Source organism: Hydrogenobaculum sp. (genome assembly GCF_049967395.1).
Taxonomy (GTDB): domain Bacteria; phylum Aquificota; class Aquificia; order Aquificales; family Aquificaceae; genus Hydrogenobaculum.
The window spans coordinates 35,068-47,905 of record NZ_JBMFST010000001.1; the positions used below are offsets into that span (position 1 = coordinate 35,068).

At 35.9% G+C, this 12,838-nt stretch carries 12 protein-coding genes and 2 tRNA genes; 5 read left to right on the forward strand and 9 right to left on the reverse strand.

Features of this window, described 5'->3' with window-relative positions:
* The first annotated feature begins 70 nt into the window (after positions 1-70).
* Positions 71-547: an SsrA-binding protein SmpB gene (gene smpB / locus ACP5S8_RS00205; RefSeq protein WP_461870702.1), complete on the forward strand. Its 477-nt coding sequence runs from the start codon at positions 71-73 to the stop codon at positions 545-547.
* Positions 547-2,631: a ribonuclease R gene (gene rnr / locus ACP5S8_RS00210; protein ID WP_461870701.1), complete on the forward strand. Its 2,085-nt coding sequence runs from the start codon at positions 547-549 to the stop codon at positions 2,629-2,631. Before smpB ends, rnr begins: the two co-directional genes overlap by 1 nt.
* Positions 2,632-2,639: 8 nt before the next feature.
* Here the strand turns inward: rnr and ACP5S8_RS00215 are convergent.
* The 5 genes from ACP5S8_RS00215 to ACP5S8_RS00235 form a co-directional block, all read right to left on the reverse strand.
* A tRNA-Met gene (locus ACP5S8_RS00215) sits at positions 2,640-2,712 on the reverse strand.
* A gap of 6 nt (positions 2,713-2,718) precedes the next feature.
* On the reverse strand, positions 2,719-2,976 hold the full coding sequence (locus tag ACP5S8_RS00220; RefSeq protein ID WP_461870700.1) for a c-type cytochrome: 258 nt from the start codon (positions 2,974-2,976) through the stop codon (positions 2,719-2,721).
* 12 nt (positions 2,977-2,988) lie between these two features.
* The gene (atpD, locus tag ACP5S8_RS00225; protein ID WP_461870699.1) at positions 2,989-4,401 is read right to left on the reverse strand and encodes a F0F1 ATP synthase subunit beta; all 1,413 of its coding nucleotides are present in this window, start codon (positions 4,399-4,401) and stop codon (positions 2,989-2,991) included.
* Between the two features lie 60 nt (positions 4,402-4,461).
* Positions 4,462-4,534: transfer RNA gene (locus tag ACP5S8_RS00230), tRNA-Thr, on the reverse strand.
* Positions 4,535-4,540: 6 nt separating this feature from the next.
* Complete coding sequence (locus ACP5S8_RS00235) at positions 4,541-5,323, reverse strand: FlgO family outer membrane protein (RefSeq protein WP_461875240.1); 783 nt, start codon at positions 5,321-5,323, stop codon at positions 4,541-4,543.
* A gap of 155 nt (positions 5,324-5,478) precedes the next feature.
* On the opposite strand from ACP5S8_RS00235, the gene ACP5S8_RS00240 reads away from it, so the two are divergent.
* From ACP5S8_RS00240 to ACP5S8_RS00250, 3 genes are read left to right on the forward strand one after another with little or no spacing between them, the layout of a single operon-like run.
* Positions 5,479-6,585, forward strand: a complete 1,107-nt coding sequence (locus ACP5S8_RS00240) for a 5-(carboxyamino)imidazole ribonucleotide synthase (RefSeq protein WP_461875241.1) — start codon at positions 5,479-5,481, stop codon at positions 6,583-6,585.
* Positions 6,586-6,597: 12 nt separating this feature from the next.
* A complete protein-coding gene (gene lpxA / locus ACP5S8_RS00245; protein WP_461870696.1) occupies positions 6,598-7,371 on the forward strand; it encodes an acyl-ACP--UDP-N-acetylglucosamine O-acyltransferase in 774 nt (257 codons plus the stop codon).
* Positions 7,372-7,393: 22 nt separating this feature from the next.
* Positions 7,394-7,867 carry a BCAM0308 family protein gene (locus ACP5S8_RS00250; protein WP_461875242.1) on the forward strand — a complete coding sequence of 158 codons (474 nt, stop codon included), beginning with the start codon at positions 7,394-7,396 and terminating at the stop codon, positions 7,865-7,867.
* A gap of 3 nt (positions 7,868-7,870) precedes the next feature.
* On the opposite strand, the gene ACP5S8_RS00255 is transcribed toward ACP5S8_RS00250, so the two are convergent.
* Genes ACP5S8_RS00255 through ACP5S8_RS00270 form a run of 4 tightly spaced genes read right to left on the reverse strand, consistent with a single transcriptional unit; the run spans position 7,871 to position 12,838 of the window.
* Entirely contained in the window at positions 7,871-8,812 is a 942-nt protein-coding gene (locus ACP5S8_RS00255; protein WP_461875243.1) for an acetyl-CoA carboxylase carboxyltransferase subunit alpha, read from the reverse strand.
* A complete protein-coding gene (locus ACP5S8_RS00260) occupies positions 8,809-11,079 on the reverse strand; it encodes a DNA topoisomerase (RefSeq protein ID WP_461870355.1) in 2,271 nt (756 codons plus the stop codon). Before ACP5S8_RS00260 ends, ACP5S8_RS00255 begins: the two co-directional genes overlap by 4 nt.
* A gap of 5 nt (positions 11,080-11,084) precedes the next feature.
* On the reverse strand, positions 11,085-12,248 hold the full coding sequence (locus tag ACP5S8_RS00265; protein WP_461875244.1) for a hypothetical protein: 1,164 nt from the start codon (positions 12,246-12,248) through the stop codon (positions 11,085-11,087).
* Entirely contained in the window at positions 12,245-12,838 is a 594-nt protein-coding gene (locus ACP5S8_RS00270; RefSeq protein WP_461870353.1) for a hypothetical protein, read from the reverse strand. Before ACP5S8_RS00270 ends, ACP5S8_RS00265 begins: the two co-directional genes overlap by 4 nt.

The window sequence follows — 12,838 nt, forward strand, 5'->3', positions numbered from 1 at the left end:
ATAACATTACTCCATAGCTTTTGCACAAATTAAATACACTTATCTATAAGGATATAGTATATTATATATTATGAAAAAACAAGAACAAAATAATACACCAAGGTATGTAAACAAAGAAGGCTTGCATGAAAATGAAGTTGTAGAGACTTATCAAGCAGGTATTGAGCTTTTAGGACCAGAGATAAAATCCATAAGGAACAAGCAAACAGTATCTTTCAAAGATGCTTTTGTTAGGATAGAAAACGGCGAAGCGTTTTTACACAACTTATACATAGCCCCCTACAAGTACGCTACCATAAAACCCCCAGACCCACTTAGAAAGAGAAAGCTACTTCTTCACAAAAGGGAAATTTTAAGGCTTTTAGGAAAATCAAAGGAAAAAGGTTATACAATAATACCCATTAGCCTTTATTTTAAAAACGGCAAGGTAAAAGTGGACATAGCTCTTGTTAAAGGTAAAAAGCTTTACGACAAGAGAAAAGAGCTAAAAGAAAAAGATATAAGAAGAGAAATTCAAAGAGAATTTAAAGGGAGAGTAAAGCTCTAATGGAAAAAGAAGAGATAGTTACTGCTATAGAAAGTTTTTTATCTTCTAAGAAAAAGCCCGTTTCTTTTGGCGAACTTGCCAAGCATATACCAGTTGATAAAAAGGTTCTGAGAAAGGTTCTAAGGGAGTTAATCAAACAAGATAAAATCATCACCACCAAAGGACATTTTAGCCTAAACAGAGAATCTGTAAAAAAAGTGGTGGGCGTCGTAGAGGCAAACCCAGCAGGTTTTGGATTTTTAATACCAAAGGACGGTTCTAAAGATATATACATACCATTTTTTGAAATGCAGAAAGTGTTTGATAAAGATGAAGTGGAAGGGTATGTGGTGCTTTACAAAGGAAAAGAAGAGATAAGAATTGAAAGAGTCCTAAAGCGAGCCAGAAAAGAGTTCGTTTGCAGTATATCAAATTTCAAGAAGTGCATTGCAAATCCAGTAGATGAAAACCACTTTCACGATATAGAACTTTCTAAAAACCAATGCAAAAATATAAAACCAGACCAGCTTGTGCTTGTAAAAATAACAAAATATCCTACAAAGACTCAAAAAGCCAAAGGAAAAATAATTGAAGTAATAGGGAATCCATCTGAAAGCTTCTTGTCTTTGGAACTTTTAAAAAGAAAATACAACTTAAAAAATCAATACCCGAAAGAGGCTATAAAAGAGTTAAACTCGTTTTTAGAAAAATTTGATTTTCAAAAGGAGATATCAAAACGAAAAGACCTAAGAGCTCAGCCTTGTTTTACGATAGACCCGGTAAGAGCAAAGGATTTTGACGATGCGGTTTATCTTGAAAAAGAAGGTGATGATTACAGACTTTTCGTACATATAGCAGATGTGTCTTTGTTTGTAAAATTCGGAGGTGCGCTTGACAAGGAAGCATACGAAAGAGGTACCACAGTTTACCTTCCAGGAGAAGCCATACATATGCTTCCAGAAGAGCTATCTTCAAACCTTTGTAGCCTTGTGCCAAATGAAGATAGATTTTGTCTTAGCGTGGAGATGGTTTTTGATAAAAGCGCAAAACTAAAACATTACGAGATATACGAAAGCGTTATAAACTCAAAGGCAAGGCTTACCTACGACCAAGCTTTGGATATAATAACTGGTAAAATCAAGCCGCCACTTCCCAACATAAGAGAAACGCTAATTGAAATGGAAAATCTTTACAGAAAAAGACATAAGATAAGATGGGATTTGGGAAGTATAGATTTTGACCTACCAGAAGCTGAGATCGTAATAGACGAAACGGGTGAACCAAGTGCCATAATACCCTACGAAAGACATATAGCCCATAGGATAATAGAAGAATTTATGGTATCCGCCAACGAAGTAATAGCAACCTTTATGAATGAAAAATCAGATTTAGGCTTTTACAGAGTTCATGAAAAACCAAATAAAGACAAAGTCCAAAACCTTCTAGATATATTATCTGGACTTGGATACAAAACCACAATGCCAGAAGATTTTGAGCCAAAGTTCTTTCAACGAATTATAGAACATTTTGAAGGAAAAGAGGAGGAGTTTTTGGTAAGATTTTTAACCTTAAGAAGCATGCAAAAAGCCAAGTACTCACCCATAGATATAGGACACTTCGGCCTTGCATCAAAACATTATACCCACTTTACCTCTCCCATCAGAAGATATCCAGATATTATAGTACATCGCATAATAAAATCTATCTTAAAGAAAAAAACTTTAGCTTTTAATATGGCCTACCTTGAAGAAGCGGCGATACATCTTTCCGAAAAAGAACGTTTAGCTGACAAAATTGAATACGAAGCTATAGATTTCTTAAGGGCAAGGTTTATGAAAGATAAGATAGGAGAGATATTTGAAGGCATTATCACCGGTATAATACAAAACGGTATCTTTGTACAGATAAAAACGATATTGGCCGAAGGGTTCGTAAGCATAAGCTCTATGGAAGGCGATTTTATCTACGACCAAGAAAACCACAGGTTTATAGATGCCAAAAGCCACAAAACTTACAGATTGGGAGATAGTGTAAAAGTAAAAGTCATAAAAGTAGATGAGCAAAAAGGAAAGATAGATTTCGAGATAGTAGAAGAATTTATATAAAATAAAAATGGCGGTAGGAGGATTCGAACCTCCGACCTAAGACTTATGAGATCTCCGCTCTAGCCCCTGAGCTATACCGCCTTTATATTACTTCGAAGATAACCAATTTATTATAGCTTCTCTTTCTGATGCTGGCAAAGCCATAGCCGGTCTGCAGTGAGATATAGCTGCTACAAGCTCTTTTTTCTTGCCAGCAAACTTTGTATGAAGCTCTTTAGCAGATGGGGCCCTTTTGCCGTTATGGCACTGCATACAATGCATTTCAAATATCTTTTGAGGGGTCACGGCAAAAGCCCCAAAACTTACCGTAGCCAAAAGTCCTAAAGTCAAAGCTAAGTTTCTCATATATATAATATATTACATTTTCTTAGCTTTTTCTATAGCTTCATCTATGCTTCCTACCATATAGAAGGCGTTTTCTGGTAAGTCATCGTATTTTCCGCTCAATATTTCTTTAAAGCTTCTTATTGTATCTTCAAGCTTTACGTAAGAACCAGGCATACCGGTAAATTGTTCTGCTACGTGAAAGCGTTGCGATAAAAACTTTTGTATACGACGAGCCCTGTTTACTATAGCCTTATCTTCATCGGATAATTCTTCCATACCAAGTATGGCTATAATTTCTTGAAGTTCTTTGTATCTTTGTAGTATACGCTTTACTTCCATAGCCACGTTGTAATGCTCTTGACCTACAAACTCTGGAGCCAAATATTTAGATGTGGACTCAAGGGGATCTATAGCTGGATATATACCTAGCTCTGTTAACCTACGAGCCAAAACAGTAGTAGCATCCAAATGGGCAAATATAGAGTAAGGAGCTGGGTCTGTGATGTCGTCAGCCGGCACGTAAACTGCCTGTACAGAGGTTATAGAGCCTTTTTTGGTAGAAGTAATACGCTCTTGCACTTCACCAACGTCTGTGTTTAGCGTAGGTTGGTATCCAACGGCAGATGGCAATCTTCCCAAAAGCGTAGAAACTTCAGAACCAGCTTGCACAAATCTAAATATGTTGTCTATAAACGTCAAAACATCTTGACCCTGGATATCTCTAAAATATTCAGCCATTGTGATGCCTGTTTGAGCCACTCTAAACCTAACGCCCGGTGGCTCGTTCATCTGCCCATAAACCATAACGGTATAAGGTAAAACACCAGAGTCTTTCATTTCATGCCAAAGGTCGTTACCTTCACGGGTGCGCTCACCAACACCTATAACAACAGAATAACCTTTGTGAAATTTTGCTATATTGTGTATCAACTCTTGCATTAAAACAGTTTTACCAACACCAGCACCACCGAACAAACCTACTTTACCACCCTTCACATAGGGCTCTAACAAATCTATAACTTTTATACCGGTTTCAAGTATTTCTACCTTTGTGGATTGTTCTGTAAGAGGTGGTGGATCTCTAAACATAGGCCAATGGTCTGTGGCTTTTACATCGCCAGCTTCATCAATGGGTTGTCCTACTACATTAAAAACTCTTCCCAATATTCCATCACCAACTGGTATCTTTATAGGGCCACCTAAATATTGAACTTTGGCACCTCTTTGTATACCGTCCGTAGGTCCCATAGCTATAGCTCTTACTCTTTTTTCTCCGATGTGCTGAGCCACTTCTAAGTAAAGCTTTTCAGTAAGCCATTCGTCGTTGTCCCCCATAAATCTTCTGTCCATAACAAGCCCGTGTCTTATTGGGGGGAGTTCTTCTGTGTCAAATTCTACGTCTAAAACCGCTCCTATTACTTGAACCACTTTTCCTTCTTTCATACCTGCCACCTTTTAAAAGTTTTTACTATTATAGCATGTTTATATTTTGAAATCAACAAAAGCCGGCGATGGGACTCGAACCCACGACCTAGGCATTACGAATGCCTCGCTCTGCCGACTGAGCTACACCGGCTATAGATTATTTTTTGGAGTTTCCAGGAGATTGCTGTTTTACTTGTGGTACAACCGCTGGCGGAGGAGTAGCTTGAGCCACATTTTGATAAGAAGGCGCCATCGAAGAACTTCTTATCTGAAGCTCTGGCACAGATTGAGAGGAGTTGTAGAGCAAATCGCTTATTATTTGAGTAGGTATAGATGCGTGAGCTGTGGCTACCACTAGGCCGTTTGAGGCATCTATTATTCTGGCATTTACAGATGTTGAGTAATCACCTACAGAATATGTGCCCACCAATACATAACCTATCTTGTATTCTTTTCTTAAATTATTTATATTTCTTGATAAATAAAATTCACCTTCTGGATTTATGAGCATAAAGGTTTGAGCCCTTATATCTATAACCGCCATATTCTTCCTTTGAAGTTGGGATATCAAATCTTCAGATAAAAGCCTTCCAAAATCGGTGGTTTGATGTAATTTATTTAAATCAACTATCACAGATACGCCTATTGGAGCTCTTATAGGTGTAAGCTCACTACAAACCAACTGATTTGCTATATACTTAGCCATCTCATCCACACTTGTTATTGGCTTTTCATGGCCCATCATACATGATTTATAATAATATTCTCTGCTATAAGATTGTTGTATGTAAGCTGGTTGATTTGACGCTGGTACCTTAGGCTCAGCTGCCACTCGCTTTTGATATATTGTCTGGTATATAACTTGATGGGTATCTTTCTCACCACCAAAAGCCAAACACAAAACCCCAACCAATCCTAATACAAATATAAAATTTTTCATAACTACTATTATAATACACAAACTACAAATATAGTGTATTAGTTCAATACACAGCGAAACAGATAACCAAAAAATTATAACACATTTTCAGGGTCATGTAATTAATTCCTCACTAGAGGTATTAACGCAGTCTTACAATGCTATAATATTATATTATGAGAATTGGTATAATAGGCGATGGACAGCTTGCCATGATGAGCGTTATGGAAGGACTCATGATGGATATAGATTTTGCTGTCTTATCTTTTGAGGGAGATTCCCCAGCCTCTCACGTAACTAAACATGTTTTCAAAGAAAATGAAGTGGAAGAGTTTGCAGCTTTTAGTGATGTGATAACCTATGAGTTTGAGCATTTTGATAAAAAGATATTTGATTGTAAAAAACTACTTGATAAACTTTATCCTGGCGTAAAACCAATAGAGTTAAAACAAAACAGACTTTTAGAAAAAAAATTCTTGAAAGACCACAACTTCCCAGTGGTTCCTTTTTACGAAGCTAAAAATAAAGACGAACTTTTTGAAATAGTAGAAAGTTTGAACAAAGAAGTGGTGGTAAAAACAATATCAAACGGCTACGATGGTAAAGGGCAGTATACAATACACACAAGAGACGATTTGCAGCTTTTAAAAGATAAGTTAAAGGACTCTAAAGATACATTTTTAATAGAGGAGTTTTGTTATTTTGATTTTGAAATGTCTTTAATAGCTGGTATATCAAAAGATAGGATCGTTTTCATGCCAATGACAAAAAATATACATAAAAACGGTATATTGCTGTACAACCATACAGATGTTTTTACAAACGAGGTACAAGAAAAAGCCAAGGCTATAACCTCAAGGCTTTTAAAAGCTCTTGGTATAAAAAAAGGCGTTTTAGCGGTGGAGTTTTTCGTAAAAGCTAAAGACGTTTATATAAACGAATTTGCTCCAAGAGTCCACAATACTGGACACCACACGTTAAACGATGCCGAATATTCCCAGTTTGAACTGCTTTTAAGAACAATGTTAGACATGCCAATATACTCCCCTTCTCTTATAACCCAAGGGGGAATGATAAACATAATAGGCAATATCAATCTTACAAAAGAACTAAAAGATAGCATATTGTCCTTAGAAGGCTCTAGCCTTTATTGGTATAGAAAAACACCTAGGGATGGCAGAAAATTAGGACATATAAACGTTGTTGCAAAAGACGTGGAAGAGGTAAAGGCTAAGCTTAGAAATTTATCTAAACTTTTATACCCTTCATTAAATATATGGTAAAATTATAGACTTATGAAGACATCTATAATAAGCTCAAAAGCTGAAATAGGTTTAAATGTAGAAATAGGGGAATTTTGCATCATAGAAGATGGTGTAAAGATAGGAAACAACGTAAAGATAAAGAACAAAGTACTTATAAGAAAAGGCACCATCATAAAAGACAACGTAAAGATATACGATGGAGCCATAATAGGCGAAGACCCTCAACATCTAAAAGATAACGGCGAGGGTTCTATCGTAGAAATAGGTGAAAATACCATTATAAGAGAATACGTCACAATACATAGAGGAACCACTTTTGATAAGAAGAAAACTACAATCGGTGCAAACGTTTTTCTTATGGCTTATACGCACGTAGCTCACGATTGTGTGGTAAAAGATGGTGTCATTATGGCGAATTGCGCTACGCTGGGGGGACATGTAGAAGTAGGCGAGTACGCTTTTGTAGGAGGGCTTTCGGCAGCTCATCAACACACAAAAATAGGGGCCTATGCTATGGTGGGTGGACTCAGCGGAGTATCTTTGGATATTCCACCCTTTGTAAAAGCGGCTGGCCCTCACGCTAAGCTTTATGGAATAAACACGATAGGTCTGGAAAGAAGAGGTTTTTCCAAAGAAGATATAGAGATTATAAAGCATGTTTATAAAATAATTTTTAGAAGCCAAAAGCTAAAAAAAGATGCCATTGAAGAAGTCCTCTCTTTATACAAGGACAACAAGTATGCCCTTATGTTTGTGGATTTTATTAAAAGCTCAAAACGTGGCGTAGCTAGAGAAGAAAGATGATATTTAAAAGGAGGTATATAGTATGAACAACAGAAAAGACAGGATGATAGAAGAGTACATTCACGATCCTTACTTTAACAAAGAAAAGTACGAAGAGCCGTCTGTATGCGAAGTGTGTGGAGTGGTCTTTAGGGACGGAACATTTAAGTGGGAAGAAGCTCCAAAAAATGCAAAAAAGATGATATGTCCAGCCTGCAGAAGAATTCAAGATAAGTATTACGGTGGTATAGTAGAGTTAAGCGGTGATTTCCTAAAAACTCATAAAGAAGAAATAATGAATCTTGTAAGAAATGAAGAAGAAAAAGAGAAAAATCTAAGACCCTTAGAAAGGATAGCCCTAATAGAGGAAAACGGCGACAACATAACAATCAAAACCACTTACGAGCATATAGCAAGACGCATAGGAGAAGCTGTACACAAAGCTTACAAAGGCAAACTAGAGCTACAATATCAAGAAGGGGCTCATTTTCTAAGGGTAAAATGGCATAGAGATTAACACTTAAGCGTTTTCGTAAAAGCCTATATTTAGATAGCGATCTTGTCTTTTTTGCACTATCTCGTTTATATTGTATTTCAATACTTCGTTTAGGGCTTTTCGTAAGAAGAACTTTACATTAAAAAACGTAAGCCTATGAGACATATGAGCCCCGCAGTAGGGCTCTGGTATTATACAATCTATTACACCTAGCTCATACAAATCCTGAGCTGTTATCTTAAGAGATTTTGTGGCCTCTTGGACTTTTGACTGATCTTTGTAGAGAATAGCCGCACAACCTTCTGGTGATATTACAGAATACCAAGCGTTTTCAAGCATAAGCACTTTATCGGCCACCGCCAAAGCTAAAGCACCACCAGAACCACCTTCTCCTATTATGATGGTTATAATATGTGTTTTTAGACTTCCCATTAACTCTATGCTTGTGGCTATAGCTTGGGCTTGACCTCTTTCTTCAGCCCCTATACCAGGATAAGCACCTGCCGTATCCACAAAAGTTATTACCGGTATTTGAAATTTCTCAGCTAGCTTCATTATCCTCTGGGCTTTTCTATAACCCTCTGGATGAGCCATACCAAAGTTTCTATATATCTTATCCTTCGTATCTCTTCCTTTTTGATGTCCTATTATGCATACGCTTTTGTTGTAAAACTTCGCAAACCCAGATATTATGGCGGGGTCATCTCCATAGCATCTATCCCCATGAAGCTCTACAAAGTCCTTAAAAATAGCTTTTATATAATCTAAAGTCTGAGGCCTTTCGTTGTGTCTTGCTATGCTTACTCTATCCCACGGGCTTAAATTTTTACAAAACTCTTTTGATATTTGTTTTAATTCTCTTTGAAAAGCTCTCAACTCTTTTTCTACATCTGTTTTACCTTGTTTGTAAAGTATTTTAAGCTGGTCTATTTTTGTTTTTAGTTCTTGTATATCTTTTATAGTCATTTCTTGCCCCTTCTATAAGATTTTCTATAACCTGTTTGTTTAATGGCGTTTTTTATCCACTCCGACATTGTTTTCGTAGAAACGTAAGCATCCTCTGGTATTTCTTGGTTTAACTTCTCCGCTAAAGATTTTGCAAAAGCAATTTGTTTTTCTGTAGGAGGTGCATAGCCATTGGTGTTTTCTTCGGTTTTCTCCTCTTTCTTAGGGTTATGCTCTTCTATAAAAGCTTTTATAGTTTCATAATCCGTAGAATGGGGCGGTTTTATATTCTTTGCCCTTGCCAAAGACCTTGCAAATTCTATCATCTTCTTTGTAGCCATCGGCACTCTTTTCATTTCTACAAACTTAAGCCTATCTATGTTATCTGATACAAATTCTTTTATGTTGTGCATAAACCTTATATAACCCTCTTTTGATTTTCGCTCTTTGTATATTCTTTCCAGCTCTTCTTCCCATGTGGTAGTCATCTCTGGTTTAGATACATCGCTATCTCTTAGAGATTTTATAAGCTCCTCTCCTTTTAACGTAGGCAATAAAGATTTATCTACTCTTGATATGTACTTTCTTTCTAAAAGCGTCTCTATTATAGAAGCCCTCGTAGCCGGGGTACCAAGACCTAGCTTTTCCATAACTCTAAGGAGTGTACCTTCTGTGTAAAGAGCTGGTGGCTTGGTAAACTTTTGTAAAGCTTCCAAAGATTTTTTGCAAACCCTATCATCTGGTTTCAGGCTTTTAATATAATCAAAATCTATATTCTTGGATATACCGCTGTTTATATCTTCATCTTGAGACAAGTCTGCCAAGGTTTCCTTGTAAGGTTTATATAAAGATAAATATGTCTTTTGATACTCTTCCTTCGTTAACGTTTCTATATTTATGTTTGATATAAAAGCAAACTCGCCCAAAAGCGTTTTTATAGTAATAATAGCGTATTCGTAAGGTTCCATAAAAGCGCCCACAAATCGCCTAAAAACAAGGTTGTATATATTTTTTTCTTCAACAGAAGCATCTTCTGGTATAGGTCCAAAAGGTATTAAAGCATGATGGTCTGTAAGTTTTGAGCTATCAAATACCCTCTTACCAACTTTGTTTATATTCTTTGATAAAAATTCGTAGGTATCTTTATCAACCAGCTTCTTTAAAATATTTTTAACAAGATTTTTGGTTTCTTGATCCTCTCCAAGATAGTTTGAGTCTGTTCTTGGGTAAGATAAACACTTGTAAGATTCGTAGAGCTTCTGAGCTATATTTAACGTTCTCATAGAAGAGTATCCATATATTCTGTTGGCTTCTCTTTGCAAAGATGTCAAAGAGTGTAAAAGCGGTGGATTTTCCTTTCTTTTAGTGATTTTTACATCTTTTACGATACCCTCTTTAACTTTTTCTAATTTTTCCATTATTTGATCTTTTGATTCTTTTAAAAGCGGTGTAAAATACTTAGACTTTGGAGCGCTTGTGATCTTTTCTGGTTCTTCCTCTTCTAAAGCGTCTTTCAACGTTTTATAAATTTTCTCTTGAACTTTGTCTAACACTAAAAATCCTGTATAAGATTTAGATGTGGTATCTAAACAATCATTACAATCAGAAGTCTTAAATGGACTAAAGATAGCTTTTATTACATAGTATTCTTTGGGTATAAAATCCTTAAACTCTTTGTATCTATCCACTATAAGCTTTAGGGTAGGAGTCTGTACCCTACCCACAGACCATACGCCACCCCCTGCTTTTACCGTCATAAGCCTTGTAAGATTTATACCCACTATCCAATCAGCGTGGGAACGAGCCAAAGCAGAGTAATATAAGCTATCAAACAACGAAGCATCTTTTAAATTTTCCATCTCCCTTATAATGACTTCTTTTGTAAGAGCATCTGATGTCCAAAACCTTTTTACAGAACCTTTAAAGTGGTTTAACATCAAAATAAGCCTTGCTATCAACTCACCTTCTCTTCCGGCATCTGTGGCGATCACTACTTCGTCTACTTCTTTTAAAAGCTTAGATATCACTTTAAACTGATTTGAAGTTTTATCTATAACCTTATATTTGAAAGTCTCCGGTAGTATTGGAAGTGTTTCTAAGCTCCACTTTCTTGGGGCTATCTCATCGTCTATCTCCACCAAATGCCCTATGGCCCAAGTGATATATAAGTTTTTTTCTTCACATTCAAAATAACCTTTCTTTGAAGCATCCTTATTTAGGCTTTTACATAAAGCCGAAGCTATATCTCTTGCTACAGATGGTTTTTCAGCCAATATAAGTCTTTTCATAACTATTATGCTAAGAGGCTATCTATGCGCTCTTTTAATATTGTAGTGGTAATCTCTCTTATTATAGCCTTTATATCTTCTTCTTTTATAGCTGTTTCTATTTCTTTTGTGGCTATATTCATAATTTCATTTCTCATGTTGTTTACTATTTCGTTGACGCTGTTTAGCATAAGCGATTTTATATCCTCAGTAGCTATTTGAGATTGAATAGCGTCTTTTGCAAGCTCTTTAAAATCTATACCAGACAAAGACTCTCTTACAGAATTCCTTATCTCTTCCTTTAGTACATCTACTATAATATCTTTTAAATGGCTTTTTGAAGAATCCATAGCCAAAACCTCCGATATTTTATCTAATCCTTTCTTAGCCTTTCTTGAACTAATATTATATTCTGATATAAGCTTTAAAACTATTGTTTTTAAAGAATTTTTTATCTCTGTTTTTATAATGCCCACTTTTTTGACAATAGGAATACGGCTTATATCTATAGGAAACATATCATCTAAGACAATGATAACAGGTATATCTGCATTTTGATACATGTTTATAAGCTCTCTTGCCGCCGATACGCCTTCTGTGGTATCGTATATTATGATATCTGAATTAAGTATATCGTCTTTATTTATTTGTTCTGGCGAAAATATTTTTATATAAGCTATATCTTCTAAAGCTCTTTTTATGTTGTCTAATAGCTCTTTATCTCTTGATATTACAGATATTTCAACACCTGTATGAGGCTCCTGAGAATGTCCATAGTTTCTCTGGCTTTTTAAATGGTGTTCGTTTATGGATTCATTTCTTGAAGCATTTATATTTGATGCAATCGTAAGTTCTTTGTATTTTTTTATAAGTTCTGGTAAAACAGACAGCTCTCTGTCCCTTGATATAATGATTTTACCAGGTATTTTTAGATTATCTGGGTCTATGGGGAAAAGGTCATCCATCAGCACAATGTATTTTGAGTTTCTATAAGCTTTTTCAAATAAAGAGTTTAAATCGTTTTCAGACACAAGACCAGATACCGCATCGTAAATTATTATATCTATATCTTTTGGTGCATTTCTTATAGCTTCCTCGCCGTTTTTCACAAAAATAACGTTCTCTCCCGAAAGAAGATATTGTAGCTTTTCTATTAAAAGCCTATCAAAAGACGATACCAAAATCTTCATGACTTGCTCTCCTTAGAGCGTTCTTTTGCATAACTTAATATTATGTCTATTATACGCTTCGCTTCTTCTGAGCTTTCCTGGGGTATTATCTTTGCCGTGGCTATGGTAAGCCTTAACGCCTTCAACCTTTCTATCAACTCTTCATCCAGATAATCTACAAAGGTTTTCCTAAGACTCCACACTATCCATGTTGCTATTGCAAGCCCTATCAAAAACATACCAACGGCTATGGGTGTCCTAAAAAGCTCTGTCATAATATCGCCAAAACTCGTTATCTTTATGCCTACTATTATTGTATCGTTTCCTATCTTCTGGGTAGTCCCATGAAATAGGTTTTGGTCTATAGGGTGGTTTATAAGGTTTGTAGATTTTATAACACCGTTCGGAGTCCTTACAACCACCACCATATCGTCGCCGTATGGTAGCACTATTTGATTTGAGTTTGATTTTATACTGTACAGAGCCATTGCCATATCTTTTGATATGTGTTCTTCTTTTGTGTAATAATAATAGTCTGAAGCTATATAAAAACTCCCCACTATAAAAAATATTGCACAAAACATGGCAAAAAGCGATGTAAAGAGGTTCAT

Bases quoted from the DNA above. Each gene is read 5' to 3' on its own strand.
- smpB (WP_461870702.1), top strand. From the start codon at position 71: ATGAAAAAACAAGAACAAAATAATACACCAAGGTATGTAAACAAAGAA.
- rnr (WP_461870701.1), top strand. From the start codon at position 547: ATGGAAAAAGAAGAGATAGTTACTGCTATAGAAAGTTTTTTATCTTCT.
- ACP5S8_RS00220 (WP_461870700.1), bottom strand. From the start codon at position 2,976: ATGAGAAACTTAGCTTTGACTTTAGGACTTTTGGCTACGGTAAGTTTT.
- atpD (WP_461870699.1), bottom strand. From the start codon at position 4,401: ATGAAAGAAGGAAAAGTGGTTCAAGTAATAGGAGCGGTTTTAGACGTA.
- ACP5S8_RS00235 (WP_461875240.1), bottom strand. From the start codon at position 5,323: ATGAAAAATTTTATATTTGTATTAGGATTGGTTGGGGTTTTGTGTTTG.
- ACP5S8_RS00240 (WP_461875241.1), top strand. From the start codon at position 5,479: ATGAGAATTGGTATAATAGGCGATGGACAGCTTGCCATGATGAGCGTT.
- lpxA (WP_461870696.1), top strand. From the start codon at position 6,598: ATGAAGACATCTATAATAAGCTCAAAAGCTGAAATAGGTTTAAATGTA.
- ACP5S8_RS00250 (WP_461875242.1), top strand. From the start codon at position 7,394: ATGAACAACAGAAAAGACAGGATGATAGAAGAGTACATTCACGATCCT.
- ACP5S8_RS00255 (WP_461875243.1), bottom strand. From the start codon at position 8,812: ATGACTATAAAAGATATACAAGAACTAAAAACAAAAATAGACCAGCTT.
- ACP5S8_RS00260 (WP_461870355.1), bottom strand. From the start codon at position 11,079: ATGAAAAGACTTATATTGGCTGAAAAACCATCTGTAGCAAGAGATATA.
- ACP5S8_RS00265 (WP_461875244.1), bottom strand. From the start codon at position 12,248: ATGAAGATTTTGGTATCGTCTTTTGATAGGCTTTTAATAGAAAAGCTA.
- ACP5S8_RS00270 (WP_461870353.1), bottom strand. From the start codon at position 12,838: ATGAACCTCTTTACATCGCTTTTTGCCATGTTTTGTGCAATATTTTTT.